This window comes from Streptomyces sp. NPDC045287 (assembly GCF_056432325.1).
In genome coordinates this window covers 71,578-97,518 of the sequence record NZ_JBWKJG010000007.1, presented here as the reverse complement: position 1 = coordinate 97,518, position 25,941 = coordinate 71,578, and the positions used below count along the sequence as shown (strand labels likewise).

Annotated in this window: 26 protein-coding genes and 1 tRNA gene; 13 read left to right on the top strand and 14 right to left on the bottom strand. The window is 74.2% G+C overall.

What is annotated here, in order from left to right; translation table 11 throughout:
• Positions 1 to 125 precede the first annotated feature (125 nt).
• Positions 126 to 701: a TerD family protein gene (locus AC07D6_RS13955; protein ID WP_315877096.1), complete on the top strand. Its 576-nt coding sequence runs from the start codon at positions 126 to 128 to the stop codon at positions 699 to 701.
• 126 nt (positions 702 to 827) lie between these two features.
• Positions 828 to 1,340: a GNAT family N-acetyltransferase gene (locus AC07D6_RS13950; RefSeq protein WP_315877095.1), complete on the top strand. Its 513-nt coding sequence runs from the start codon at positions 828 to 830 to the stop codon at positions 1,338 to 1,340.
• 12 nt (positions 1,341 to 1,352) lie between these two features.
• On the opposite strand, the gene AC07D6_RS13945 is transcribed toward AC07D6_RS13950, so the two are convergent.
• Together AC07D6_RS13945 and AC07D6_RS13940 are read right to left on the bottom strand one after the other, a co-directional pair.
• Positions 1,353 to 2,744, bottom strand: coding sequence for a M1 family metallopeptidase (locus AC07D6_RS13945; RefSeq protein ID WP_479044167.1), 1,392 nt, complete (start codon positions 2,742 to 2,744; stop codon positions 1,353 to 1,355).
• A gap of 178 nt (positions 2,745 to 2,922) precedes the next feature.
• Positions 2,923 to 3,528 carry a GlcG/HbpS family heme-binding protein gene (locus AC07D6_RS13940; protein WP_315877093.1) on the bottom strand — a complete coding sequence of 202 codons (606 nt, stop codon included), beginning with the start codon at positions 3,526 to 3,528 and terminating at the stop codon, positions 2,923 to 2,925.
• 576 nt (positions 3,529 to 4,104) lie between these two features.
• Here AC07D6_RS13940 and AC07D6_RS13935 point away from each other — a divergent pair.
• From AC07D6_RS13935 to AC07D6_RS13920, 4 genes are all read left to right on the top strand, one after another.
• Positions 4,105 to 5,244, top strand: coding sequence for a sensor histidine kinase (locus AC07D6_RS13935; protein WP_479044527.1), 1,140 nt, complete (start codon positions 4,105 to 4,107; stop codon positions 5,242 to 5,244).
• Entirely contained in the window at positions 5,241 to 5,870 is a 630-nt protein-coding gene (locus tag AC07D6_RS13930) for a response regulator (RefSeq protein WP_479044164.1), read from the top strand. The genes AC07D6_RS13935 and AC07D6_RS13930 overlap by 4 nt, the downstream gene beginning before the upstream one ends.
• Before the next feature lie 34 nt (positions 5,871 to 5,904).
• Positions 5,905 to 6,405 (top strand): hypothetical protein, encoded by a 501-nt coding sequence (locus AC07D6_RS13925; RefSeq protein WP_479044161.1) that lies wholly within the window; start codon positions 5,905 to 5,907, stop codon positions 6,403 to 6,405.
• Positions 6,406 to 6,845: 440 nt separating this feature from the next.
• On the top strand, positions 6,846 to 8,048 hold the full coding sequence (locus AC07D6_RS13920; protein ID WP_479044158.1) for a phytoene desaturase family protein: 1,203 nt from the start codon (positions 6,846 to 6,848) through the stop codon (positions 8,046 to 8,048).
• Positions 8,049 to 8,436: 388 nt separating this feature from the next.
• Here AC07D6_RS13920 and AC07D6_RS13915 read toward each other — a convergent pair whose 3' ends face one another.
• The 3 genes from AC07D6_RS13915 to AC07D6_RS13905 form a co-directional block, all read right to left on the bottom strand.
• Positions 8,437 to 8,910: a GNAT family N-acetyltransferase gene (locus tag AC07D6_RS13915; RefSeq protein ID WP_315877089.1), complete on the bottom strand. Its 474-nt coding sequence runs from the start codon at positions 8,908 to 8,910 to the stop codon at positions 8,437 to 8,439.
• A gap of 215 nt (positions 8,911 to 9,125) precedes the next feature.
• Positions 9,126 to 9,377, bottom strand: a complete 252-nt coding sequence (locus AC07D6_RS13910; protein ID WP_479044155.1) for a hypothetical protein — start codon at positions 9,375 to 9,377, stop codon at positions 9,126 to 9,128.
• A 177-nt stretch (positions 9,378 to 9,554) separates the two neighbouring features.
• A tRNA-Thr gene (locus AC07D6_RS13905) sits at positions 9,555 to 9,631 on the bottom strand.
• A gap of 183 nt (positions 9,632 to 9,814) precedes the next feature.
• Here AC07D6_RS13905 and AC07D6_RS13900 point away from each other — a divergent pair.
• The 3 genes from AC07D6_RS13900 (at position 9,815) to AC07D6_RS13890 (ending at position 12,364) form a co-directional block, all read left to right on the top strand.
• Positions 9,815 to 10,951 carry an ABC transporter ATP-binding protein gene (locus AC07D6_RS13900; RefSeq protein ID WP_315877087.1) on the top strand — a complete coding sequence of 379 codons (1,137 nt, stop codon included), beginning with the start codon at positions 9,815 to 9,817 and terminating at the stop codon, positions 10,949 to 10,951.
• A 230-nt stretch (positions 10,952 to 11,181) separates the two neighbouring features.
• Positions 11,182 to 11,598 carry a hypothetical protein gene (locus tag AC07D6_RS13895; RefSeq protein ID WP_315877086.1) on the top strand — a complete coding sequence of 139 codons (417 nt, stop codon included), beginning with the start codon at positions 11,182 to 11,184 and terminating at the stop codon, positions 11,596 to 11,598.
• A 49-nt stretch (positions 11,599 to 11,647) separates the two neighbouring features.
• A complete protein-coding gene (locus AC07D6_RS13890; protein ID WP_315877085.1) occupies positions 11,648 to 12,364 on the top strand; it encodes a nucleotidyltransferase family protein in 717 nt (238 codons plus the stop codon).
• Here AC07D6_RS13890 and AC07D6_RS13885 read toward each other — a convergent pair.
• From AC07D6_RS13885 to cysS, 4 genes are all read right to left on the bottom strand, one after another.
• Positions 12,361 to 12,936 carry a helix-turn-helix domain-containing protein gene (locus AC07D6_RS13885; protein WP_315877251.1) on the bottom strand — a complete coding sequence of 192 codons (576 nt, stop codon included), beginning with the start codon at positions 12,934 to 12,936 and terminating at the stop codon, positions 12,361 to 12,363. The two genes, AC07D6_RS13890 and AC07D6_RS13885, sit on opposite strands and share 4 nt — an antisense overlap.
• A gap of 195 nt (positions 12,937 to 13,131) precedes the next feature.
• Positions 13,132 to 14,823 carry a DoxX family protein gene (locus AC07D6_RS13880; RefSeq protein ID WP_479044152.1) on the bottom strand — a complete coding sequence of 564 codons (1,692 nt, stop codon included), beginning with the start codon at positions 14,821 to 14,823 and terminating at the stop codon, positions 13,132 to 13,134.
• A 165-nt stretch (positions 14,824 to 14,988) separates the two neighbouring features.
• Positions 14,989 to 15,939: a 23S rRNA (guanosine(2251)-2'-O)-methyltransferase RlmB gene (rlmB, locus tag AC07D6_RS13875; RefSeq protein WP_479044149.1), complete on the bottom strand. Its 951-nt coding sequence runs from the start codon at positions 15,937 to 15,939 to the stop codon at positions 14,989 to 14,991.
• A gap of 84 nt (positions 15,940 to 16,023) precedes the next feature.
• Positions 16,024 to 17,424 (bottom strand): cysteine--tRNA ligase, encoded by a 1,401-nt coding sequence (gene cysS / locus AC07D6_RS13870; protein WP_479044146.1) that lies wholly within the window; start codon positions 17,422 to 17,424, stop codon positions 16,024 to 16,026.
• Between the two features lie 143 nt (positions 17,425 to 17,567).
• Here cysS and AC07D6_RS13865 point away from each other — a divergent pair, with 143 nt between their 5' ends.
• Complete coding sequence (locus tag AC07D6_RS13865) at positions 17,568 to 17,816, top strand: DUF5133 domain-containing protein (RefSeq protein ID WP_479044144.1); 249 nt, start codon at positions 17,568 to 17,570, stop codon at positions 17,814 to 17,816.
• A gap of 161 nt (positions 17,817 to 17,977) precedes the next feature.
• Here the strand turns inward: AC07D6_RS13865 and ispF are convergent, their stop codons facing one another.
• The 3 genes from ispF to AC07D6_RS13850 form a co-directional block, all read right to left on the bottom strand.
• Positions 17,978 to 18,472, bottom strand: a complete 495-nt coding sequence (gene ispF, locus AC07D6_RS13860) for a 2-C-methyl-D-erythritol 2,4-cyclodiphosphate synthase (protein ID WP_315877080.1) — start codon at positions 18,470 to 18,472, stop codon at positions 17,978 to 17,980.
• Positions 18,462 to 19,202 carry a 2-C-methyl-D-erythritol 4-phosphate cytidylyltransferase gene (ispD, locus tag AC07D6_RS13855; protein WP_315877079.1) on the bottom strand — a complete coding sequence of 247 codons (741 nt, stop codon included), beginning with the start codon at positions 19,200 to 19,202 and terminating at the stop codon, positions 18,462 to 18,464. Before ispD ends, ispF begins: the two co-directional genes overlap by 11 nt.
• A 345-nt stretch (positions 19,203 to 19,547) precedes the next feature.
• Positions 19,548 to 20,030: a CarD family transcriptional regulator gene (locus AC07D6_RS13850; protein ID WP_003953493.1), complete on the bottom strand. Its 483-nt coding sequence runs from the start codon at positions 20,028 to 20,030 to the stop codon at positions 19,548 to 19,550.
• Between the two features lie 612 nt (positions 20,031 to 20,642).
• On the opposite strand from AC07D6_RS13850, the gene AC07D6_RS13845 reads away from it, so the two are divergent.
• Positions 20,643 to 21,323: a DUF461 domain-containing protein gene (locus tag AC07D6_RS13845; RefSeq protein WP_315877078.1), complete on the top strand. Its 681-nt coding sequence runs from the start codon at positions 20,643 to 20,645 to the stop codon at positions 21,321 to 21,323.
• Positions 21,324 to 21,455: 132 nt separating this feature from the next.
• On the opposite strand, the gene phoP is transcribed toward AC07D6_RS13845, so the two are convergent.
• Both phoP and phoR read right to left on the bottom strand, forming a co-directional pair.
• Positions 21,456 to 22,136, bottom strand: coding sequence for a two-component system response regulator PhoP (phoP, locus tag AC07D6_RS13840; RefSeq protein ID WP_315880204.1), 681 nt, complete (start codon positions 22,134 to 22,136; stop codon positions 21,456 to 21,458).
• The gene (gene phoR, locus AC07D6_RS13835; protein WP_315880205.1) at positions 22,133 to 23,365 is read right to left on the bottom strand and encodes a two-component system sensor histidine kinase PhoR; all 1,233 of its coding nucleotides are present in this window, start codon (positions 23,363 to 23,365) and stop codon (positions 22,133 to 22,135) included. Before phoR ends, phoP begins: the two co-directional genes overlap by 4 nt.
• A gap of 206 nt (positions 23,366 to 23,571) precedes the next feature.
• On the opposite strand from phoR, the gene phoU reads away from it, so the two are divergent.
• Together phoU and AC07D6_RS13825 are read left to right on the top strand one after the other, a co-directional pair.
• Positions 23,572 to 24,252, top strand: coding sequence for a phosphate signaling complex protein PhoU (gene phoU, locus AC07D6_RS13830; protein WP_315880206.1), 681 nt, complete (start codon positions 23,572 to 23,574; stop codon positions 24,250 to 24,252).
• Positions 24,253 to 24,410: 158 nt separating this feature from the next.
• Positions 24,411 to 24,560, top strand: coding sequence for a hypothetical protein (locus tag AC07D6_RS13825; protein ID WP_479044140.1), 150 nt, complete (start codon positions 24,411 to 24,413; stop codon positions 24,558 to 24,560).
• Positions 24,561 to 25,941: the final 1,381 nt, after the last annotated feature.

Here is a 25,941-nt window from a genome sequence, read left to right as displayed (position 1 = left end):
TCACGCGCTTTTCCCCCGGTGACGGGCGAACCTGGAACCTCCTCGCCCCTCCGGGCGTTATCAGCAGTGACGCACACAGCACTCAGGTGCACGCAGGTGCACTCAGGTAGAGGAAAGGGACTTCCATGGCTGTAAGCCTGTCCAAGGGCGGCAATGTCTCGCTGACCAAGGAGGCCCCGGGCCTCACCGCCGTCACGGTGGGCCTCGGCTGGGACGTCCGCACCACCACGGGTACCGACTTCGACCTCGACGCCTCGGCGATCGGCATCGACGCGGCCGGCAAGGTCGCCTCCGACGCGCACTTCGTCTTCTTCAACAACAAGTCCACCCCGGACGGCACCATCGTCCACACCGGTGACAACCGCACGGGTGAGGGCGGCGGCGACGACGAGCAGATCAACGTCAACCTGGCGGGCCTCCCGGCGAACGTCGAGAAGATCGTCTTCCCGGTCTCCATCTACGACGCGGTGAACCGCTCGCAGAACTTCGGCCAGGTCCGCAACGCGTACATCCGCATCGTGAACCAGAACGGCGGCGCCGAGATCGCCCGCTACGACCTCAGCGAGGACGCCGCGACGGAGACCGCCATGGTCTTCGGCGAGCTGTACCGGAACGGCGCCGAGTGGAAGTTCCGCGCGGTCGGCCAGGGCTACGCCTCGGGCCTGGAGGGCATCGCCCGCGACTTCGGCGTGAACGTCTGACCCGCGTTCGGCGCGCACGTCCGACCCGCGCGCCCCGCTGACGCCCCGGCGTCCGGCGCGGGCGCGAACGACGGGCCCCGGTGGCGGTCGCCGCTCCGGGGCCCGTCGTTGCCTACTGTGGGCCGCATGATCGTCGAACCGCTGGAGCTCGGCGAGGAGGGCGCCCTGCCGGGCCCGCTCCTCACCGAACTCACCGACCTGTACGCCTCTAACCGGGAGTTCCAGCAGCTCAGCGGGGAGTTCCCGGACCCCGACGACATCCGGCCCGAGCAGGTCGCCGCCTCGCTCGCCGAGGAGTTGGCCCGGCCGGGCGCCGAGGTGCTGTTGGCCCGGTCGGCCGGGCGGGTGATCGGCATCTCGGTGACCCTGGCCCACCACCCCGACCCGGACGACCCGGACCCGTGGATCGGGCTGCTGATGGTGCACGGCCGGGACCACCGCATGGGCTTCGGCCGGGAGCTGGCGGAGATCGTCGAGAAGCGGTTCCGGGCCCTGGGCCGTACGGGCGTCAAGCTCGCCGTGCTCGACAACAACCGCAAGGCGCTCTCCTTCTGGCGGTCCCTCGGGTACGAGGAGGTCGGCCGCCGCCGGGAGCGCGCGCCGGGCCGGGACTGCGTGGTGCTCCGCAAGCCGCTGTAGCCCGGGCCGGGGTCAGGGCGCGTCCGGCTTCTCCCCGCCGTACAGCCAGGTGTCCCACAGCTCCGTCAGGTCCTCGCCGGTCTCCTCCTCCACGTACGCGGTGAAGTCGTCCGTCGAGGCGTTGCCGTGCCGGTGCTCGGCCGCCCAGCCCCGGAGCAGGCCGAAGAACGCGTCGTCGCCGACCGCCTGGCGGATCTTGTGCAGCACCATCGCGCCCCCGCCGTACACGGGCGGCCCGGAGACGTCGGCGGCGGTCGGCGGCTCCGCGGGCGGGAACGCCCAGTTGGCCGGGTCCGCGAAGGCCGCCTCGAAGCTCTCCTGCGCGGGCGTGCCCCCGAAGTCCTCCGCGTACAGCCACTCGGCGTACTGCGCGAAGCCCTCGTTGAGCCACATGTCCCGCCACGACCGCGGCGAGACGGAGTTCCCGTACCACTGGTGGGCCAGCTCGTGGACGAGGACCCCGGGGGTGAACAGGTCCCGCGGGACGACCGGCCGCGTCTGCGTCTCCAGGGCGTACGAGGAGTCGCCCGGCCGCTCGACGATCACCCCGGCGGAGGAGAAGGGGTACGGGCCGAAGTTCTCCGTCAGCCAGGCCAGCAATCCGGGCAGCCGGCCCAGCAGGGCCGCGCTCTCGCGCGTGACGGTCCGGTCGGTCGCCGTGAGCACGGGCAGCCCGGCCGGGGTGCGGGTGGTGGTGACGTCGAACCGGCCGACGGCGAGCGTCGCCAGGTAGCTCGCCATCGGCTCGGTGGTCCGCCAGGTGGCGGTGGTCCGGCCGCCCCGGGTGAGGGCCCGGCCGGGCAGCCCGTTGGCGACGGCCTGGTAACCGGCCGGGACGGTGACCGTGAGGGCGTACGTCGCCTTGTCGGACGGGTGGTGGTTGCCGGGGAACCACGCCGTGGAACCGGTCGGCTCCCCGAGCGCGACCGCCCCGTCCGCCGTCCGCAGCCAGCCCTCCTCCGACCCGTCGGGGTCGGTGATCGTGCGCGGGACGCCCGAGTAGCGCACGACGGCGCGGAAGGCGGCGCCGTCGTCGATGTCGGCGCGCGGCCGGAGCGTCACCTCGTGCCCGGCGCGCCGGACGGAGGCCGGGTCGCCGTCGACGGTGGCGCCGTGGACGGTGAGCCCGGCCAGGTCCAGGTTGAAGGAGCTGAGGCCCTGGGTGGCCCGGGCGGTGATCTCGGCGGTGCCGTCGAGGCGCCCGGTGGCGGGGTCGTAGGCGACGGTGAGGGCGTAGTGCCGTACGTCGTAGCCGCCGTTGCCGAGGCGCGGGAAGTACGGGTCGCGCACGCCGGCGGCGCCGGGGGTGCCGGTGACGCCACCCGTGCAGCCGGCCGCGGACAGCAGCAGCAGCGCGGCGAGCGACGCGGAGGCGGGGGCCCTCCCCCTCTTCCCGTGGATCACCCGGTGATCCTAGACGGGCGCCGCGCCCCGGCGTCCGGTCAGCGGAGGGCGCACCTCGGCGTCCGGCCAACGGGCACCGCTCTCTGGCGTCCGGTCAGCGGGCGCCGCTCTCTGGCTCCCGGCCAGTGGAGGCCACGCCCCGGCGTCCGGCCAACGGGCGCCACGCCCCGGCGTCCGGTCAGCGGAGGCCGAGCGCGGCGGCACCGGCCCGCGCGTACTCCTCGTCGAGGGCGCCGCTCGGGGCGCCGGCCACGCCGATGCCGGCGACGGGGGTGCCTCCGACGGCCACGGGGACGCCGCCCCCGAGGAACAGCGTGCCGGGGATGTCCTTCAGGGTGGGCGTGGTCTCCAGGCGCTCGACCAGGGCGGACGTGGGGGCGTTCCAGGAGACGGCGGTGTACGCCTTGCGCTCGGCCGACTCGTACGACTGCGGGCCCGCGCCGTCGCCGCGCAGGACGGCGATCGTGTTGCCGTCGCGGTCGACGACGGCGACGGTGACGCGCCGGCCGTCCTGACGGGCGGCCTTCAGGGCGGCCTGGGCGGCGCGGGTGGCGGCGTCGACGGTGAGGTGGCGGGTCTGGTGCGTGTTCCGGTCGGCGGCCTCGGGGGCGGTCTGCGTCCGCTGCGGCGCGGAGGCGCCGGCGGCGGTCTGCGCCTGCTGCGGCGTGGAGGCGCTGGCGGTGGCGGAGACCGCGCCGAACGTACCGGCGGCGAGGGCGGCCGCGGCGAGGCCGCCGATGAGGAGGCGGGTGCGCGGGGAGGACTTCTCGCGGTGGGTTTCCATGGGGGCTCCAAGTGTCGGGGGCCGGCCGCCGGAAAGGCCGGGCCCGGTGCGGCACCTCCACCATCCCGCCGTGACCTGGGCTTCCGCGTCGCCGGAGGGGGCGACAGGGGGGTCAGCCGATCGGTTGATGCCGCGGGGCGCGGAACGGCGGAGGATGGGGGCGTGACGCACGCGGACAGCCCGAAGGCCCCCGGCCGGGAACCCGACCCGGTCCCGGCCCCGGAACCAGGTACGGCCCCGGGCCCCGACCCGGCCCCGGCCGGGGCCGGAGACGTGGAGGCGGCCGGGGACGTGGACGCGACCGGGGCCGTGGACGCGACCGGGGCCGGGGCCGGGAGTACGACCAGGGCCGGGAGCGGGGGCGAGGCCGGAGACGTGGCCGAAACCGGGGACGCGGACCTGCCCAGGGCCGGGAATACGGCCGGGGCCGGGGACGTGGACGCGGCCGGGAATGCGGCCAGGGCGGGAGACGTGGACGTGGCCGGGGCCGGGAATGTGGAGGGGGCCGGGGCCGGGAACGCGGGCGCGGCCACCGACGAGGCCGGGGACGCGGACGCCCGTCGGCTGGCGCGGGTCATGCACGCGGCCTTCTTCCTGCTGCTCGCCGCCTCCCTGGCCCGCTACCTGCTGCGCCACCCCTGGGACGGCCCCGCCGGCTGGGTCGTCGCCCTGTCGGCGGCGCTGGCCGGGCTGTACGTCCTCGGCCCCGGCGCGGCGGCCCCCGCGCGGCGCGGCCGGGTGTGGCTGCTCGCCGTGGTGGCGGTGTGGATGGTGCTGGTGGTCGTGGCGCCGAGCTTCGCGCTGTGCGCCGTCCCCCTGCTGTACACCGGGTTGCGGCTGCTGCCGCCGCGGGCCGCGCTGGTGCTGGTCGCACTGCTGACGCTGTTCGTGGTCGTCGCCCTGCAGAAGCTCGCGGACTCCGGGGTCGACCCGATGCTGCTGGTGGCGCCGCCCGCCGCCGCGGCCATCGCGACGGCCGTGTTCGCCCACGCCCGACAACAGGCCGACCGGCAGCGGGCGCTCATCGGGGACCTGCTGCGCACCCGCCGCGAGCTGGCCGCGACCGAGCGGCGCGAGGGCACCCTCGCGGAGCGGCAGCGGCTGTCGATGGAGATCCACGACACCCTCGCGCAGGGCCTGTCGAGCCAGCGGATGCTGCTCCAGGCCGCCGACCGCACGTGGGACGGCGACCCGGAGACGGCGCGCCGCCACGTGCGTACCGCCGCGACGATCGCCGAGCACAACCTCGCCGAGGCGCGCCGCTTCGTCCACGACCTGGCGCCCGCCGACCTGGCGGCCGGCGGCGGCGACCTGGCGGAGGCGCTGCGGACCCTCGCCGCCCGCGAGACGACCGCCGCGCTCCGGGTGCGCTTCCACGCCGAGGGCGACGGCGGGCCCCTGCCCGACCGGGTGGCGTCCGCGCTGCTGCGGATCGCTCAGGGCGCCCTCGCCAACGTACGGGAGCACGCCGGCGCCACCACCGCCGCGGTGACCCTGACGCGGCTGGACGACCAGGTGGTGCTGGACGTGGCGGACGACGGCCGCGGCTTCGACCCGTCCGGCGCCCCGGCGCGCGGCGAGGGCGTGCGCGGCCACGGCCTGCCCGCGATGCGCGCCCGCCTGGCGGCGCTGGGCGGCGCCCTGACGGTGGAGTCCGCGCCGGGCGAGGGAACCGTCCTGTCGGCGTCGATCCCCGTGGAAGGGGCCGCCCGATGACGGCGGAGACGATCCGCGTCCTCCTCTGCGACGACCACGCGGTGGTCCGCGCCGGCCTGCTGGCCCTGCTGGGCAGCGAACCGGGCATCGAGGTCGTCGGCGAGGCGGGCAGCGGCGAGGAGGCCGTCGCGCGGGCGGCGCGGCTGCGCCCCGACGTGGTCCTGATGGACCTCCAGTTGGGTCCCGGCATGGACGGCGTGGAGGCCACCCGCCGGATCGTCTCCCCCGGCGTCCGGGTCCTCGTCCTCACCACGTACGACACGGACGCCGACATCACCCGCGCCATCGGCGCGGGCGCCACCGGCTACCTCCTCAAGGCCGAGCGCCCCGAGGAGCTGTTCGCCGCGATCCGCGCGGCCGCCGAGGGCCGCACGACCCTGTCCGCCCCCGTCGCCGAACGCGTCATGGACCGCGTCCGCGGCACCGCCGGCCCCTCCCTGACCGCCCGCGAGCGCGACATCCTGGGCCAGTTGGCCCGCGGGCTCGGCAACCGCGACATCGCCCGCGCCCTCTTCATCAGCGAGGCGACGGTCAAGACCCACCTGAGCCGCGTCTACGCCAAGCTCGGCGTCGACACCCGCGCGGGCGCGGTGGCGGTCGCCAAGGAGCGGCGCCTCCTCCCGTGAGCCCCGGCCCGACCGACGTGACACCATCGCGTACGTGCTCGATATCGGCTACTCGCTCTCCCGTCGCTTCCCCGACCCCCCGCAGACCGACTACCGGCGGGCCGATGTGCACGCCCTGCGGCACGACCTGTTCTGCGGGGACGTGTACCTGGCGGACACCGAGGCCGACCGGGAGGTGTCCACGGCCTGGGGATGGGTGCCGGTGCTCGACTTCGCGTGGGCGCTGTGCGACATCGTCGAGCGGCTCGACCGGGACCCGCTCGGCAGCCGCTCGGCCCGGCCGCAGTACGCCGAGCTGGACTTCACCGAGTCCACCGACCGGATGCTGTTCGAGCGCCGCTTCGGCTGGGTCGACGTGGAGGCCGACTGGATGCCCGGGGACGAGCCGCCGCTCACCTTCGGCCACGCCGAGCTGCGCCGGGAGGCGCGGGACTTCCTGCACGACCTGATCGCCGACCTCGTCGACCTGCACGAGGACCTCGCCGACAACCCCGTCGTCTGGGACCTCCAGGCCCGCTTCCCCCGCCTGCCCTGACCCGGCCCCCGCCGGTCCGGGCCGGCCCGCGGCTCCGAGCCGGCCCCGAACCGGTCCGCACCCGTCCTGAGCCGGTCCGCACCCGCCCCGAGTCGACCCGCACCGGCGCCCTGACCCGGCCCGGTCCGCACCGGCCTACGCCCGTGCTGAGCCGGTCCGCGCCGGCCCTGCCCCGGCCCCGCCTGCCCTGTCCCGACCCACGCCCGCCCAAGCCAACCCACGCCGACCCACGCCGGCCCGCCCCGGCCCGACCCCCGCCGGTCCAAACCGACCCACGCCGGCCCGCACCGGCCCTGGCCCGGTCCGCACCCGCCCCGAGTTGACCCGTACCGGCGCCCTGACCCGGCCCGGCCCACCCCCACACCCGCGCCGGTCCGTCACGAAACGGCCCTCCTGCCCGGTCCTCCCGGTGAGAGCGCCCCGCACCACCAGGAGGAGTCATGGCCCCCCGTTCCGGCCGGCGCGTCACCGTCATAGGCGGCGGCTTCGCCGGGCTGACCGCGGCGATCACCGCGGCCGAGGCCGGCGTCCGCGTCACCCTGTACGAGGCCCACCGCACGCTCGGCGGTCGCGCCCGCACCGCCGGCGCCCCGTACCGCACCAACGAGGGCCCGCACGCCCTGTACCGCCGCGGCCCGCACTGGGCCTGGCTGGAGGAACGCGGGCTGCTCGGACCGATGGCGCCGATCCCGCCGCGGGAGGGCGCCCGGTTCCGGTTCCACCGCGGCGGGGCCCTGCGCCGCACCCCGCCCCTGGGCCTGCTGCGCCTGGCCCGGCGCGACCCCGGGGACGCGCCGGTGGACGCGGACTTCCTGACGTGGGCCACCACCCGGGTCGGACCGGCCGCCGCCCACGCCGCCGCGCACTACAGCGGCGTCGCCCTGTACCACCACGACCCCGGCGCCCTGTCGGCCCGCTTCGTCCAGGAGCGGCTGCGCCGCGCCGCCGCCCTGCCGCCCGAGGCCCGCTACCCGCGCGGCGGCTGGGGCCAGGTCGTGGAACGCATGGCGGCGCACGCCTGGAACCTGGGCGTACGCATCGAGGTCGGCGCCCGCGTGGACGCCCTGCCGGACGGGACCGGCGGGCCCGTCGTCGTCGCCACGTCCCTGGACGCCGCCCGGCAGCTCCTCGATGACCCGACGCTCACCTGGGAGAGCGGCCGTACGGCGCTGCTGGACCTGGGGCTGCGCACCCGCGCGGGCGACCCGTTCGTCGTGTCCGACCTGGACGCGCCGGGCTGGCTGGAACGGTTCAGCGCCCAGGACCCGGGCCTCGCGCCGGCCGGACGGCAGTTGCTGCAGGGCCAGTTCCCCGTGGCGCCCGGCGAGTCGGGGTCCGTGGGGATCGCGCGCGCCGAGCGCCTGCTCGACCTCGGCTTCCCCGGCTGGCGCGACCGTACGGAATGGCGCCGCGAGGCCCTCGCCCAGGGCCGTACGGGCGCCGTCGACCGCCCCGGTACGACCTGGCGGGACCGGCCGGCGATCGTACGGGGCGACGGGCTGTTCCTCGCGGGCGACGCCGTCGCGGCGCCGGGCCTCCTGGCGGAGGTCGCGTTCACCAGCGGCCTGACGGCGGCGGCCCTCGCCGTCGAGTCGCTCGGCGCACCCCACCCGGCCCCCCACCTCGACCTCAACCACGCTTGAGGACAACAACCGTCCCCTGCGCTCCACCGCTCACCGCGCGCCGCGTCACGGCCCCCGGCGAACGGCCGGGTCAGTCCCGGGCCCGAACACCGCTGGTACTGGTGGGTGTTGTCCCTGTGAGCGCCGCTCGTGCCGTCGCGGCGCTCCGCCCGCGGCTTTCGCGCGAGACGTCCGTGCCGACTCCCCGAGGGGGACAGGAGGGCGACCCCGGCGGGAGGGCGGCGCAGGCGGGCCGGGGAGCCTGCCGGGCCGGAGAGCCTGCCGGGCCGGACGTCTGGAAGTGGTTCGGCCGTGACCGCCCCCGTGACGTTCGAGGACGGGGCGCGAGCCCCCGGCCGGTCGCCCCGCCCGGTGCCCGGTGGGGCGGCCGGACCTCCGGGTGTCCGGGTTACCGCGCCCCCAGCTCGGCCAGGGCGTCGTCCGTCAGCCGGTACACGGTCCACTCGTCCTGGGGCCGCGCGCCCAGCGCCTCGTAGAAGTCGATCGACGGGGTGTTCCAGTTCAGCACGGCCCACTCCAGCCGCTCGTACCCGCGCTCCACGCAGATCCGCGCCAACTCCCGCAGCAGCGCCTTCCCGTACCCGCCGCCGCGCGCCTCGGGCCGTACGTACAGGTCCTCCAGGTAGATGCCGTGCACCCCGCGCCAGGTGGAGAAGTTCAGGAACCACAGCGCGAAGCCGACCGCCTCGCCGCTCTCGTCCTCCGCGATGTGGGCGTACGCCGCCGCCCGCTCCCCGAACAGCGCTTCCCGCAGTTGCCCTTCGGTGGCCCGCACCTCGTGCAGCGCCTTCTCGTACTCGGCGAGGTCGCGGATCATGGCGTGGAGGACGGGCACGTCGGCCGGGGTGGCGATACGGATCATCCCCGCAGCTTCCCCCGCGCCCCGGCCCTCCGTCCAGCGCCTTCCCGACCCCGCCTCGCCCCGCCCCGTCCCCGCCCGCCCCGACGACCGGGCCCGCTCCGAGCAACCGTCCCGACGACCGGGCCCGCTCCGAGCAACCGTCCCGCCCCTGGTGACCGAATCCTCCCCGGGCGGCCCGACCGCACCAGGCAACCGGCCCTTCCCAGGCGACCCGCTCACCCCTGGAGCTCCAGGACGTCGGACCAGGTGCGGTCCGCCCACACCCCGTCGCTCGCGACGCCCAGCCGCGCAGCCACCACGTCGTCGAGGAGCCGGGCCGTGTCCTCGCCCACCACGTCGTCGGGCCACCAGAAGGCGTCGCACTCCGAGCACAGCAGGAACGGCTCACCGCTGTCCTTGAAGCAGTACACCTGGACGAACATCTGCTCGCAGCAGGGACACACCGGCCACACCGGCCACATCTCCACGCCCCCCTGGCCTCCCCGGACCCCCGGGCCCCGACCAGGCCCAGACACCCCAACTCCCGACCCTCCGACCCAGGCCCAGATCCCAACCCCCGACCCAGGCCCGGACCCCAACCCCAGCCCCAGCCCCGCCCCCCGAACGCCGAAGACTCCCGGCCGAACGGGCCAGGAGTCTTCCGGTGGAGCCGCCTGTCGGAATCGAACCGACGACCTCAAGATTACAAGTCAAGCGCTCTAGCCAACTGAGCTAAGGCGGCAGCCGGGCCAGTGTAACCAACCGCGGGCACCCCGGCGCCGAAAATTTCGCCGGGCTCGAACTGCTGACAGGGGGCGCCCCCGCCAGGTACGGTCACCGGGAGTTCACCTAGGTGGACCAGACACACATCTCTCCTTTACTCGGATCGTCCGGCACGTTCCTGCCGGTGAAGGGACCCATCACCATGGCGTCTGTCACGTTCGACAAGGCAACCCGGCTCTACCCGGGCGGCACCAAGCCCGCCGTCGACCAGCTGGAGATCGAGATCGCGGACGGCGAGTTCCTCGTCCTCGTCGGTCCCTCCGGCTGCGGCAAGTCCACCTCCCTGCGCATGCTCGCGGGCCTGGAGGACGTCAACGCCGGCGCGATCCGCATCGGTGACCGCGACGTCACCCACCTGCCGCCGAAGGACCGGGACATCGCCATGGTGTTCCAGAACTACGCGCTCTACCCGCACATGACCGTCGCCGACAACATGGGCTTCGCCCTCAAGATCGCCGGCGTCAACAAGGCGGAGATCCGCAAGAAGGTCGAGGAGGCGGCGAAGATCCTCGACCTGACCGAGTACCTGGACCGCAAGCCGAAGGCGCTCTCCGGCGGTCAGCGCCAGCGCGTCGCCATGGGCCGCGCCATCGTCCGCGAGCCCCAGGTGTTCCTCATGGACGAGCCGCTGTCCAACCTCGACGCCAAGCTCCGCGTCTCCACGCGTACGCAGATCGCGTCCCTCCAGCGCCGCCTCGGCATCACCACCGTGTACGTCACGCACGACCAGGTCGAGGCCCTCACCATGGGCGACCGCGTCGCCGTCCTCAAGGACGGTCTGCTCCAGCAGGTCGACACCCCGCGCAACATGTACGACCGCCCGGCCAACCTCTTCGTCGCCGGCTTCATCGGCTCCCCCGCCATGAACCTGGTCGAGGTGCCGATCACGGACGGCGGCGTGATGTTCGGCAACAGCGTCGTCCCCGTGTCGCGCGAGGCGCTCGCCGCCGCCACCGCCAAGGGCGACCGGACCGTCACGGTCGGCATCCGCCCCGAGCACTTCGACGTCGTCGAGCACGGCGGCGCCGACGCCGCGCAGGCCCTGTCCAAGGACGCCTCCGCCCCGGCCGGCCTCGCCGTCTCCGTCAACGTCGTCGAGGAGCTCGGCGCCGACGGCTACGTGTACGGCTCCGCCCAGGTCGGCGGCGAGCTGAAGGACCTCGTGGTCCGCGTCGGTGGCCGCGCCATCCCGGAGAAGGGCTCCGAGCTGCACGTCGTCCCGCTCCCGGGTGAGCTGCACGTCTTCTCCACCTCCACGGGCGAGCGCCTCAGCGACTGACCCCGCCCGACCGACCGCCGACGGCTCCGCGTGCTCCACGCGGAGCCGTTCGCGTGGGTGGCCCCGCCGGAGCCGTTCGCGTGGGGCGGCCCCTTCGGAGGCGATACCCCGGCACACCGACCTTTTCGGGTGGCGTTCGTCAACACGGGACGTACGGAAGGGTGGAGAAGACTCCCCCGTGCGAGTGACTGCGCGTCCCTGAAACTTCACCGAGCGCTACGCTCGCCACCGTGAACCAGACAGCACGCCGCATCGGCCGTTCCCTCGCCCTCGTCCTGCCCGTCGTCCTGGTCCTCTCCGGTACGCTCGCGGTCTCCAGCGTCCCCTGGGCGGGCCAGCGCTCCGACACCCAACTCCTCACCGCCTCCGCGGAGAACGTCCCGGCGCGCACGGCCAAGCCGCTCGCCCCGCAGGACGTGCTCCGCGAGCGCCTCCTGGCCGAGTTGGAGCGCGAGGACCCGGGCGTCGCCCTGACACACCTCCAGCGCGCCGTGGAGGACCGCCCGTCCCTCGCCAAGCACTGCATGTCGATCGCCCGCGAGTTGGGCGCCGCCGCCGTCCGCGTCTACGGCCCGACCGAGGCGCAGTCCTACTCGCGGCCCGTCTGCGACACGTCGTTCGCCGGTGGCGTCGCCTCAGCGAGCTGAGACAGCGGAGCGCCCCCGTGACCGCCGCGGTACGCCTATCGTGCCCGGTATGCACACCACTCCGACGCAGGCCGTGGTCCTGGCTGGCGGCCAGGGGTCCCGGCTGCGCCCCTACACCGATGACCGCCCCAAGCCGATGGTCGAGATCCCGGGCACCGGGACCCCGATCATCGGCCATCAGTTGTCCTGGCTGGCTGCCGAGGGCGTGACCCACGCGGTCGTCTCCTGCGGCCACCTCGCCGACGTCCTGCGGCAGTGGCTCGACGACGCCGAACCGCCCCTGCGCGTCACCACCGTCGTCGAGGAGGAGCCGCTCGGTCGCGGCGGCGGCCTGAAGTACGCGGCGGCCCACCTGCCGTACCCCGACGAACCCTGGTACGCGACGAACGGCGACATCTGGACCCGGTTCTCGCTGCGCGAGATGGCCGGGTTCCACGCCGAGCGCGACGCCACCGCCACGCTCGCCCTGGCCCGCCCCCGCATCCCCTGGGGCGCCGTCGAGACCGACGCGTTCGGGCACATCACCGACTTCATCGAGGCGCCCCCGTCGCCGTACCTGATCAACGCGGGCGTGTACGTCTTCTCCGCGGCCTTCCGCGACCTGCTGCCCGAGCGCGGCGACCACGAGCGGACCACGTTTCCGCGGCTCGCCCGCGAGCGGCGCCTCGCCGGGTTCCCGCTGCCGCAGGGCGCCTACTGGCGGGCCATCGACACGGCGAAGGACCTGGCGGAGGCCGCCAAGGAGCTGGCCGCGCACGGCGGTTAACCGGCGTCGTCGCGGCGCGTCCGCGCCCGTACGTGCATCCGCGCGCCCTGGTTGCCGAAGATGCTGAGCAGCTCCACCGGGCCGTCCCCGGTGCTGCCGAACCAGTGCGGCACCCGCGTGTCGAACTCGGCGGCCTCGCCGGGCCCCAGCACCACGTCGTGGTCGCCGAGCACCAGCCGCAGCCTCCCCGCCAGCACGTACAGCCACTCGTGCCCCTCGTGGACGCGCGGGTCGGGCGTGGCGCGGGACGCCGGGACGACCATCTTGTACGTCTGGAGCGGGCCGGGTTGTCGGGTGAGCGGCACGACGGTCGAGCCGTGCACGGTGCGCGGCTTGAGCCGTACGCGCGGGTCCCCGACGTCGGGGGCGCCGACCAGCTCGTCGAGCGGCACCTGGTGGGCCTGGGAGAGCGGCAGCAGCAGCTCCAGCGTGGGCCGGCGCTGCCCGGTCTCCAGCCGGGAGAGGGTGCTGCGCGAGATCCCGGTCGTGTCGGACAGCGCGGTGAGGGTCACCCCGCGCCTCCGCCGCAGCTCCCGCAACCGGGGCCCGACCCGGGCGAGCGCCTCCTCCATGTCGACGGGCCGCGGGGCGGAGGGGGTCCGCCGCCGCGCCGGCCGGTGTTCCGCCGTCTCGTGCCGCATGTCCGTCATTGGATCCCGGCCGTTCCGGGAACGGCAACCGTTGTTGCCGTTTCCGGGAAACGGCCGTGGGCGGTCACCGGCGCGCCTTCGCGCGCCCGGTGACCGCCCACGTTCCGGAAAGGCGGGTCAGCCGAGGAGGCCGCCCAGCGGGTTGCGGTTGCCGCCCGTGCCGCCGTCGGAGGAGCCGCCGGACGAGCCGTCCTCCGTGCCGCCCGGCCCGGAGCCCTCGTCGCCGCCGGTGCTCCCGCCGGAGCCGCCGCTGGACGTGGGGCCGGCGCTGGTGATCGGCGGCGGTTCGGGCCGGGGCTCCTGGGGGACCTCGCCGATCCCCTGGGTGGCCGTGGGCCGCTCCTCGGTCCGTTCGCTCTCGCGCACCGGCTCCTCCTCGGCCTCCTGGCCGGCCGCGGGGCTCTGGCTCGGGGACGCCGTCTCGGACGGGGACGCCGTCTCGGACGGCTCCGGCTCCTCCGCCGACGCGCTCGCGGACCCGCTCTCCACCGGCTCCTCGGGGAGGGGTCGGCCGGGCAGGTGGTTCGTCGGGTCGTCGTTCGGGCCGGGCACGGTGATCAGGTCGGAGGAGCGTACGGCCCCGCCGAGCACCGAGCCGACGAGCAGCGTCAGCCCGGCCACCACGGCCGCGACGACCGCGCCGCGGCGCAGGACGCGGCGGCGCAGCTCCCACAGCGCGGCGCGGGGTCCGAGCGTCCGCCAGGCCTCGCTCGCGAGGCGACCGTCGACGGAGTAGACGGGCGCCCCGGCGATGAGCAGCGGCGACCAGGCGGCGAGGTAGATGATGTCGGGCGTCTCGTACACCGGTACGGCCCGCCAGCTCATCGTCAGCAGCAGCGCCGCCGACAGCAGCGCGCCGAACGCGGCGGCGACCCGCTGCCACAGTCCGAGGATGGTGAGGACGCCCACGACCACCTGGGCGAACGACACGCTGAGGCCCGCGCCGACCGGGTGGGCCAGCGCGAAGTCCCGCAGCGGCTCGGCGAGCGGCCACGGGTTCAGCGAGGTGAGCCACCGGACCATCGAGCCGCGCTCGCCGCCGTCGAAGTAGACGGGGTCGCAGAGCTTGCCCATGCCGGCGTAGATGGAGATGAGGCCGAGGAAGACGCGCAGCGGCAGCAGCACGACCCCGAGGTTCATCCGGCGGCCGGGGTAGTAGGCGTGGCGGTGGTGGGCGGCGGAGCCGTCGGCGTACGCGTCGCGGTCCTCGGCGTCGTACCGGTCCCCGTACTCGTCGTACGCGTCGTCGTACGCGTCGGAGTCGTGGTCCGCGTCGTACGCCGGCTCGTACCGGGAGTCGTGGCCGCCCCGCTCCGCCGTGTCCTCGGGGACCGTGTCGTAGGCGCCCTCGGCGCGCCGCATGGGCGGCAGCAGCGGCGGCGCGCCGGGGCCGCGCCGCCCGCCGACGACGGGTGTCGGCAGCGTGTCGTCGGGGTGGCCCACGCGCGGGATGACCCGGGTGGCGTCCCCTCCTGTGTCCAGGAGCGGGACGGCCGTCGTGCGGTCGAGGATGTCGACGGCGGCGGAGTCCCGTACGGCCTGGAGGAGTCCGGTCGCGCCGGGGTCGCCGGGCGAGGACTTGCCGCTCCACACGACGGGCGCCCGCCGCCGACCCCCGTCGGGCGCCGCGCCGCTCATGGCGGGGACGCGGGCGGGGTCGACGAACCGGGGCTTCCGGATCGGGGCGAGCTCTACCCGGAAACTGGCGTGGTTCACGATGACCTGCGCGGGGTCGCTGTGCACCTTGACCATGTTCAGCGCGGGCTGATCGTCGAAGCCGGGCCGGGGCGTTCTGGTGTCCACACTCATCTAACCGAGTGATGACGCTTTAGGACACTGCCGCGACGGCCTCCAAATGTCCGAGACCCGTCAAGATCACGACGGGTCCCGGTACGACAGGGGCGGATGATGCGGGCGAGACGCCCGTGACGGACGTGACATCCGCTACGGGTGGGGCGCCCGGGTCGGGAGGGGTCAGCCGCGGCGGCGCGCCGCCTCGTACAGCACGACCCCCGCGGCGACACCGGCGTTCAGCGACTCGGCGCCGCCCGGCATCGGGATGCGGACGAGGTGGTCGCAGGTCTCCCCGACGAGCCGGGACAGGCCCTTGCCCTCGCTGCCGACGACGATGACGACCGGGCCGCCCAGCGCCTCCAGGTCACCGACCTCGGTCTCGCCCTCGGCGGCGAGGCCGACGACGGTCAGCCCGGCCTTCTGGTACGCCTCCAGCGTGCGCGTCAGGTTGGTGGCGCGGGCGACGGGCGTGCGGGCGGCCGTACCGGCGGACGTCTTCCACGCGCCCGCCGTCATGCCGGCGGCGCGCCGCTCCGGGACGACGACGCCGTGCCCGCCGAACGCCGACACGGACCGGACGATCGCGCCGAGGTTCCGCGGGTCGGTGACGCCGTCGAGGGCGACGATCAGCGGCTCCTCGTCCTCGTCGTACGCGGCGGCGGCCAGGTCCTCCGGGTGGGCGTACTCGTACGGCGGGACCTGGAGGACGAGGCCCTGGTGGTTCAGGCCGTTGGTCATCCGGTCGAGCTCCGCGCGCGGGGCCTCCATCAGGTGGATGCCGCCGCGGTCGGCCGCGAGCTTGAGCGCGTCGCGCACCCGCTCGTCGTTGTCGATGAACTGCTGGACGTACAGCATGGTCGCGGGGACGCCGTCGCGCAGGGCCTCGTAGACCGGGTTGCGGCCGACGACCATCTCGGACTGGCCCTTGCCGCCGCGCCGGGCGACGGGGCGGCGCGCGGCCTGCTTGGCCTTGGCGTTGGCGACGCGGTTCTTCACGTGGCCCTTGCGCATGTGCGCGGGCGGCGTCGGACCCTTGCCTTCGAGCGAGCGGCGCCGATTGCCACCGCTGCCGACCGTCGCGCCCTTCTTGTTGCTGGTGCGGCGGTTCCTGCGCTGGCTGTTCCCGGCCATGACCTACCTGTCTCCGTCAAACTTCACAGTCGTACATACGTCAGTGTGCCGCCCGGCCGGGCCGGGCGGCACATCAAGAGTGCGTCAGCGGGCGCCGAGCGTCCAGCGGGGTCCGTCCGGACCGTCCTCGATGACGAGCCCGGACTGCCCGAGCTGGTCGCGGATCGCGTCGGCGGTGGCCCAGTCCTTCCGGGCGCGGGCCGCCTCCCGCTGGTCGAGGACCATCCGCACGAGGCTGTCGACGACGCCGTGCAGGTCCTTGTCCCCGCCGGCCTCCCCCGCCCAGTGCGGGTCGAGCGGGTCCAGGCCGAGGACGCCGAGCATCGCCCGGACCTCCGAGAGGCGGTCGACGGCGGCGTCCTTGTCGTCCGCGGCGAGGGCGCTGTTGCCCTGCCGGACCGTGTTGTGGATGACGGCGAGCGCCTGCGGGACGCCCAGGTCGTCGTCCATCGCCTCGGCGAACGCCGGCGGCACCTCGGGCGCGGGCTCGACGACCCGGCCGGCCTTCTCCACGACCCGCTGGACGAAGCCCTCGATCCGCGCGTACGCGGCGTCCGCCTCGCGCAGGGCCTCCTCGCTGTACTCGATCATCGACCGGTAGTGCGGGGTGCCGAGGTAGTAGCGCAGGACGACGGGGCGCCACTGCTTGACCATCTCGGAGACGAGGACGGAGTTGCCGAGCGACTTCGACATCTTCTCGCCGCTCATCGTCACCCAGGCGTTGTGCACCCAGTACCGGGCGAACTCGTCGCCGTACGCCTTGGCCTGGGCGATCTCGTTCTCGTGGTGCGGGAAGACCAGGTCGAGGCCGCCGCCGTGGATGTCGAAGGACTCGCCCAGGTACTTGTGGGCCATGGCCGAGCACTCCAGGTGCCAGCCCGGCCGGCCCCGGCCCCAGGGCGTCTCCCAGCTGGGCTCGCCGGGCTTGGCGGCCTTCCACATGGCGAAGTCCCGCGGGTCGCGCTTGCCGGTCTCGCCCTCGCCGGACGGCTGGCGCAGGTCGTCGAGGTCCTGCCGGGACAGCTCCAGGTAGCCGGGGAAGGACCGCACGTCGAAGTAGACGTTGCCGTCCGCCTCGTAGGCGTGGCCCCGTTCGATGAGGCCGCGCATCATCTCGACCATCTCGGTGACGTGCCCGGTGGCACGGGGCTCGTACGTCGGCGGCAGGCAGCCGAGGGCCCGGTAGCCGTCGTTGAAGGCGCGCTCGTTCTCGTACCCGATCGACCACCACGGGCGCCCCTGGTCGGCGGCCTTGGCGATGATCTTGTCGTCGATGTCCGTGACGTTGCGGATGAACGTCACCTCGTAGCCGCGGTAGGCGAACCAACGGCGCATGATGTCGAAGTTCAGCCCGGACCTGATGTGCCCGATGTGCGGGGCCGCCTGCACGGTGGCGCCACACAGGTAGATCGAGACACACCCCGGATTGAGGGGGGCGAAGTCGCGGATCTGCCGGGCGCTGGTGTCGTACAGCCGAATAGTCACCACTCCAGAGTAGTGGGCGGTCGCCGGTGCCCACGCCCGATCCGCGGGGAGCCGGGGCCGCATCGTTCTCCGCGACGCCGCGCATGCTTGATCGAAGACGGGGTAGGCGCGCAGTCCCGGCCCAACGATGGAGGTCTGCACCCGTGTTGACACCCGACCCCCGTTACCTGCGCTCCCTGCTCGCCCGCTACGCGGACCTGCGCATCGCACAGAGCCGCGGTGAGCAGGGGCTCGAGCAGCCCCTGGACGACGTCACCTACACGCTGTGCGTCGCCACCGGGACCACCCGCATAGAGGACGCCCTGGCGACCGCCGACGCCCTGCTCGCCGCACCGGCCGCCACCACGGCCCCGCCCGTCCTGGAGGCGGACCGCGCGGAGCTCGCGGCCTGACGCCCCTCCCCCGTCGGGCCCCGGTCCTCCGGTGCGGCGAAGGCGCCGCCGGCGCGCCCGGGGCCCGGTCGCGGCTCCGGCCCGACGCGCCCGGGAGACCGCCGCCCGCCCCGCCGGCCGCTCCGTCCGGTCGGCGGGGGCGGCCCGCGGGAGGCGGTGGCCTACGGCCGTCGTACGACCAGCGCGGTGGCGATGGCCGCCAGCCCCTCGGCCCGGCCGGTCAGGCCGAGCCCGTCGGTGGTCGTCCCGGAGACGGCGACCGGGGCGCCCACCGCCGCGGCCAGCGCCTGCTGCGCCTCCGCGCGGCGCTTGCCGACCTTCGGCCGCACGCCGATCACCTGCACGGCAACGTTGCCGATCTCGTACCCCTCCGCGCGGACGATCCGCGCCGCCTCCGCGAGGAGGGTGACGCCGGAGGCGCCCGACCACTCGGGCCGGCCCGTGCCGAAGTGCGCGCCGAGGTCGCCGAGCCCGGCGGCGGAGAACAGCGCGTCGCACGCCGCGTGGGCGGCCACGTCGCCGTCGGAGTGCCCGGCCAGGCCGTACTCCTCGCCCTCCCAGAGCAGCCCCGCGCACCACAGCTCGCGGCCGTGCTCGAAGGCGTGGACGTCCGTGCCGATGCCGACCAGCGGCAGCGCCAGCCCCTCAGAACCCATCGTTCACCCTCCTGCGCGCCAGGACGGCCTCCGCCAGCACCAGGTCCAGCGGGCGCGTCACCTTGAACGCCTCCTCGTGGCCGGGCACGGCGACGACCCGGACGCCGAGCCGCTCCACCATGCTCGCGTCGTCGGTGACCTCGCCGGTGACCTCCGCGTGGGCGCGCACGAGGGTGGCGCGGTCGAAGCCCTGGGGGGTCTGCACCGCGCGCAGCCGGGCCCGCTCGGGCGTGCCGAGGACGGGCTCGGGCGTGCCGTCGGCGGCCGGCTCGACCTCCTTGACGGTGTCCGCGAGCGGCACGGCCGGCACGACGGCCGCCGCGCCCCCGTCCCGTACGGCCTCGACGACCGCGTCGACCGTGTCGACCGGGACGAGGGGGCGGGCGGCGTCGTGGACGAGGACGGTGGTGACCGTGTCGGGCAGCGCCTCCAGGCCGTGCCGCACGGACTCCTGGCGGGTGGCGCCGCCGGGGACGACGAGGACCTCGGTGCGCTCGGGCGCCGGGTACTCGTCCAGGAGCGCCCGTACGCCCGCCACGTCGTCCGGGGGTGCGACGACGACGACCAGGGACACGGCGCGGGAGGCGGACACGGCCCGCACGGCGTGGACCAGCATCGGGATGCCGCCCAACGTGCGGAGCGCCTTGGGGGCGCCCGGCCCGAGCCGTACGCCTCGGCCCGCGGCGGGGATGACCGCCGCGGTGCGGGCAGGATGTGCGGTGTCTGACATCGGTTGCACTCCGGCAGGTTTGTTTACTCGGCCGACATGGGTATGGCCACAGACGCGGGCGCGACCCCTTGACCAGACCCTTCCGTGACGCTGGTCGAACGAGTCGCCCGGTCGCCGGCAGCCGGGGCCCTTCACGGGTGCGGACATGCCGCGGCGCCCGGCGACGAAGCTGTGGTTTCACAGCATGTCATCGGGCACCGCGGCAGTGGTTACCACTTTCACCATGTGAGGCGTACCGCACAGTGGGTACCGCACACGCGGTGGCTCACTTCGGTACTCGGCGCTCTGGACTCCGGTCCGGCCGTCCCCTTCCGGGTGCGGCGGCGTGGGCCCGAGGGCCCGGCGTCAGGACGCGAGGACCTCGTCGAGCAGGGCCTCGGCCTTGTCTTCGTTGGTGTTCTCCGCGAGCGCGAGCTCGCTGACGAGGATCTGGCGCGCCTTGGCGAGCATGCGCTTCTCTCCGGCGGAGAGACCGCGCTCGCGCTCACGGCGCCACAGGTCGCGCACCACCTCGGCGACCTTGATGACATCGCCCGAGGCGAGCTTCTCGAGGTTCGCCTTGTAGCGGCGGGACCAGTTCGTGGGCTCCTCGGCGTACGGTGCGCGGAGCACCTCGAAGACCCGGTCCAGCCCGTCCTGGCCGACCACATCGCGCACACCGACGAACTCCGCGTTGTCCGCCGGGACACGTACCGTCAAGTCACCCTGGGCGACCTTGAGCACCAAGTAGGTCTTGTCCACGCCTTTGATCTGGCGAGTTTCGATAGCCTCGATCAGCGCGGCCCCGTGATGGGGATAGACCACGGTGTCGCCAACCTTGAACGTCATGTGACAGGTACCCCTTCCGTGGCTATCCAGGGTAACACGGATACGGCTTCTTCTGAATGGCGTTTTCGCAGGTCAGGGCATATCTCGGGGCTTGACAACAGCGACGCGGACGTGCTGTGACGGGTCGTCGCAAGCGGGTATTCGCAGGTCGGAGCGGCTGTGGACACGGTCCGAAACGCCTCGGTCGCAGTCACCCGAGGGGCCGCCGCAAGGGTGAAACGTCCCGGTTTGTCTGGTTCGAAGGCGGCCAGTTCCCGTACTCCGTTCGGTCGTCGGTCACTCGCACGGACGGAAGCCGGGAACTTTCCCGAATTGATCACGGGTGGCTTTTCCGTGGGGAATGTGTGAGCACCGGAGAATTGATCAAGCCAGTTATGCGAACGGCGCCGAGAAGCCGGACGCCCCGGGCGTGGCGGACCCTCGCCACGCACGCGGCGGGAGCGCCGGTGGCGGCACAGGGCGGGTCGGGTGCGGGACGGGGACACGGGGTCGGTAACCTGAGCCCGCTGACCGCTCCTTGACCGGTCCTGCCGGTCCGGTCCGGAAAAGGTCGCATCCGTTCCACCGACCGTGTCCGTCCTCCCGTCCGTACGTCTAGGAGTTGCCGCCGCCGTGAGCCGCAGCCTTCGACGCGGCGCCCTCGCCGCCACCGCCCTCGTGGTCTCCCTCGCCTCGCTCACCGCATGCGGGGCGGGCAACGACGCACAGAGCCTCCAAATCAAGCCGGACAACGCCGCCACCACCGTCGGTGACATCAAGGTCCAGAACGCCCTCGTGATCACCCCTGCCGGGGACGCCGGGGGCCCGGCGGCCATCTCCGCCACCGTCTTCAACGAGGGCGCCAAGGCCGAGACGCTGGAGGCCGTCCAGCTCCCCGGCTCCGGCGCCAAGGTCGAGCTGAAGCCCGCCAAGGGCTCCGGCCCCCTCACCGTCCCCGCCGGCGGCTCCCTCATCCTCGGCGGCCAGGGCAACGCCTCCGTCGTGGTCGAGGGCCTCAAGGGCTCCGTCAACGGCTCCGCCCAGGAGGTCGTCTTCCGGCTCAGCGAGACCGGCGACGTGAAGCTCCGGGCGCTCGTCCACCCCGCGAACGGCTACTACGAGGGCTTCGGGCCGAGCGGCGCGCCGTCCTCCCCGGCCGCCTCGCCGTCCCCGGCCGGTACGCCGTCGGGCTCCCCCGCGGCCTCGCCGTCGGGCTCCCCGGCCGGTACGCCGGGCGCGACGCCGACCGGTTCGGCCTCCGCGACGGGGGACGACGCGCACGACGACCACGCCGAGGGCGACCACAGCCACTGAGGCGCGGCCCCCGGCGTGCGCGCCGGGGCGCGAGTACAGCGTGAAGGGCGCCCCACCGGTCACACCGGTGGGGCGCCCTTCACGTCGTCACCGCGGGACGGGGTCGGCGCCGGGCCCCGTCCCCGCCGCGGCCTACGGCTCGAACTTGTAGCCCAGGCCGCGGACCGTGACCAGGTAGCGCGGGGCCCCCGGGTCCGGCTCGATCTTGGCGCGCAGCCGCTTGACGTGCACGTCGAGGGTCTTGGTGTCGCCCACGTAGTCGGCACCCCACACCCGGTCGATGAGCTGCATCCGCGTCAGCACGCGACCCGCGTTGCGCAGCAGCATCTCCAGCAGGTCGAACTCCTTCAGCGGCAGGTCCACCTTGTTGCCGTCGACCGTCACCACGTGCCGGTCCACGTCCATCCGCACCGGGCCCGCCTCCAGGGCCGCCGGGGCGGACTCCTCCGGCTCGCCGCGGCGGCGCAGCACCGCGCGGATGCGGGCGACCAGCTCCCGCGAGGAGAAGGGCTTGGTCACGTAGTCGTCGGCGCCTATCTCCAGGCCGACGACCTTGTCGATCTCGCTGTCCTTCGCGGTGACCATGATGACCGGCACGTTCGACCGGCCGCGGAGCTGGCGGCAGACCTCCGTGCCGGGCAGCCCGGGGAGCATCAGGTCGAGCAGGACGAGGTCCGCGCCGTTGCGCTCGAACTCGTCGAGCCCCTCCGGCCCGGTGGTCGCGACGGCGACTTCGAATCCCTCCTTGCGGAGCATGTACGACAGGGCGTCGCTGAAGGACTCCTCGTCCTCGACGACAAGCACACGGGTCACGGAAGGACCTCCGGGGCGGTGAACGGTTCGTTGGTGATCTCGGAGCTGGGGGTACGGCGGTCCCGGGAGCGGTCGCGGCGCGCGCCCGCCTCCGGGAGGCGGAGGGTGAAGGTGGAGCCCTGGCCCTCGGTGGACCAGACGGTCACCTCGCCGCCGTGCGAGGCGGCCACGTGCTTGACGATGGCCAGGCCGAGGCCCGTACCGCCGGTGGCGCGGGAGCGGGCCGGGTCGACGCGGTAGAAGCGCTCGAAGATGCGCTCCTTGTCCTTGTCGGGGATCCCTATGCCCTGGTCGGTGACGGCGATCTCGATGAGGTCGCCGCCGGGGGCGGTGACGCGGCGGGCCGCGATCCCGACCCGGGTGTGGGCCGGGGAGTAGTTGACGGCGTTCTCGACGAGGTTGCCGAGGGCCGCGGCGAGCTGACCGCGGTGGCCCCAGACCCGCAGGTCGGTGGTGCCTCCGGCGGCCATGGTGATGTTCTTGGTGCCGGCCGTGTGGCGGGAGCGGTCGATGGCCTCGGCGACCAGCTCGTCCACGCGCACGGGCTCGGCGTCCTCCAGCGGGTCGTCGTTCTGGACCCTGGAGAGGTCGATCAGCTCCTGGACCAGGTTGGTCAGCCGGGTCGCCTCGATCTGCATGCGCCCGGCGAACCGGGTCACGGCCTCCGGGTCGTCGGCGGCATCCATGACCGCCTCGGACAGCAGGGACAGGGCACCGACGGGCGTCTTCAGCTCGTGGCTGACGTTCGCGACGAAGTCGCGGCGCACGGCCTCGATGCGGCGGGCCTCGGTCAGGTCCTCGACGAGGAGGAGCACCAGCCGGGAGCCGAGCGGCGCCACGCGCGCGGAGACGGCGAGGGCCTCGCCCCGGCCCGTACCGCGCCGCGGCAGGTCCAGCTCGACCTGCCGTATCTCGCCGTCCCGCCGGGTGTCGCGGGCCATCTGGAGCATCGGCTCCACGGCCAGCTTCCCGCCCCGGACCAGGCCGAGCGCGTACGCCGCGGAGCTGGCCTTCACCACCGAGTCGCTCTCGTCGAGCACGACGGCGGAGGAGCGCAGCACCGACAGGACCGTGTCGACACCGGGGGGCAGGACCGCGTCCGTGTGCAGCGAGGTCCGGGTGGGCCTCGCCTGGTCGCGCTCGCTCCAGCGGAACGCGAGCATGGCGATGACACCGGTGAGCAACCCGGCGACCGCTGCCACTGCGGCGACCGCCGCGTTCACGTCCATGCATCCAGGTTAGGCATGGTCAACGGCGCACTCCCAGCCGTCCGAGTGGCTGCTCGAACAGTCGTCGCTCAGAGTTCACCGAGGGGATGGTGACGGTTCACTTGGGAGGGAGGCCCCCGACGTGTCGTCCCGTGACCGTGGCACCGTGGGGCCCGAGCACCACCCAGCCCCACCGGGACCCCGAGCGTAGTGAGAGAGGGACATCCATGCGGGACGCGTACCACGAGGAACTGGACTCGATCGGCGAAGGGCTGGTCGAGATGGCCCGGCTGGTCGGGTCGGCCATCGGGCGCGCCACGACGGCGATGCTCGACGCTGACCTCAAGCTGGCGGAGGCGGTGATCGCCGCGGACCAGAAGATCGACGACCTCCAGCACGACCTGGAGGCCCGCGCGATAGCCCTGCTGGCGCGCCAGCAGCCGGTGGCGACGGACCTGCGGATCGTCGTGACCTCGCTGCGCATGAGCGCCGACCTGGAGCGCTCCGGCGACCTGGCGCAGCACGTGGCGAAGCTGGCCCGGCTGCGCTTCCCCAACCGCGCGGTCCCGGGCGACCTGCACGCCACGATCCTGGAGATGGGCCAGCTCGCGCAGCGCCTGATGGCCAAGGCGGCGGAGGTCATCATCACGAAGGACATCGACCTGGCGCTCCAGTTGGAGCAGGACGACGACGAGATGGACCTGCTGCACCGGACGCTGTTCCAGCACCTGATGGACGACCGCTGGAAGCACGGCATCGAGACGGCCGTCGACGTCACCCTGCTGGGCCGCTACTACGAGCGCTTCGCGGACCACGCGGTGTCGGTGGCGAAGCGGGTGGTGTACCTGGTGACGGGTGAGCACGCCGACGAGCTCCAGCAGCCGGAGGCGCCGGTCGAAGGGGCGTGAGGGCGGCGCTTTCGGGCCCGACGGGCCCGCCCGGGCGCCTGGTGGTACGGCAGAGGCGCGGGGACGGCGCGGCGCCTCCATGCGCCGTTGATGCGCCCTCACCGGCGGGCGTGCAATGAGGGGCGAGGCGACACAGGCCCCCCGCTGAGGAGGAAGCCATGGCAGATTCCCCCACGACCCGGACCGAGCAGGAGCCACCCGTCGAACCGACCCACCTGCCCCTGCTCGGCGCCTGCGGGTGCGGCTCCGGCTGTAGCTGCGGCTGCCAGTCGGGCGGTCCCTGCTCGTGCAGCGGCAGCTGCGGGTGACCGCGACGGCCGTGTGACGGCGGCCCCGGGCGGCGGGTGAAGGCGACCCGCGGCGCCCGCGGGCACGGGGTCCGGGCACCGCGCCCGTACCCCCTTCCCCGTACGACGGGCCCCGCGCCGGGATGACTCGGCCGGGGCCCTACGCGTGCGGGGGTGGGGGTGGCGGGGGCGGTGGGTGGCGGGGGCGGTGGTTGGTGGTGCGGGTGATGGTTGGTGGTGCGGGCGGTGCGGGTGGTGGCCGGTGCCTGGCGGTGCGGGTGGGGGCCTGGCGGTGCGGGTGGTGGTCGGCGGTGCGGGTGGTAGTCGGCGGCGGGGCGATGGCGGAGACCCGGCGGTGACCGGGTACGCCCGCCCCCAGGCCCGCGTCCCGCCGCACCGAGGGCGTGGAGCCCCCGCCGCCCAGACGGCGGCGGAGCCGCTCGGGGCCGGTGCGGGAACCCGTAGGCCGGGTACTGGTCCGCATCCGCAGGACCGTCGTGCCGCCGTGCCGCTGTGACCGGCCCGGACAGGCCCGCCACAACACCCTCTCCCCCCTCCCGCCTTTCCCCTTCGGCCCGGAGTCGTATCGGCCGGTCGATTCCACGGAGCAGGCCGTAAAAGCGGTCGGGGCTTTTCCGTGAACTCCGGGACGGCCATTTCTCCGGCGCCCGCCATAACGCCCGTACGGGAAAGGGCTTTTGGGGCGCTTTCGACTCTTCCGGGTTGCTGATATTTCCGGGCCCGGGCACCGGACGTCCCGCTCGCCGTCCACGTACCGCGGACGAACCGGCTCTCACGGGGTTCTTCGAGGGGCGGCCTTCGTAGGGACCGCCTGTCGCCGGCCGCCGATCAGCGGCGGCTCGCGGGGAGGGATGAAGGGAGTACCTGCTCCCCGCCACTTTTAACTTATATCGCACAGGGGGGCTTGCGGCAAGGCCCCGGTCATGCCGCAGAATTTCCGGCCTGAGCCAGAGCCGGCGAAAAAGGGAGTCACCAAAGTGCGGGTGTTGTTGACGACGTACGGATCGCGCGAGGGCGTCGAACCTCCGGGGGCACTCGCGGCGCGGTTGCGGGCCCTCGGCGCGGAGGTGCGGAGGTGCGCGCCGCCGGACGACGACTTCGCGCGGCGGTCGGCCGGTGTCGGCGTACCGCTGGTGCTCGACGTGGCCGGCCGGGAAAGGCCGCCCGCGTACGCGCGAACCGCACAAGTCCGTCGAGCCTGAACCGCACAAGCCCGCCGCACCCGCACCGCACAGGCCCGTCGAGCCGGACCAGAACACGACAACCCGCGAACCCCGGCGCCCCCGACCGGCAGCGGCCACAGGACCCACCACACCGGGCGGAGCACCGCCCGCCATGGCCGTCCGGTCCGCCGCCGCGCCGGTACGGACGCCCCGCCGCG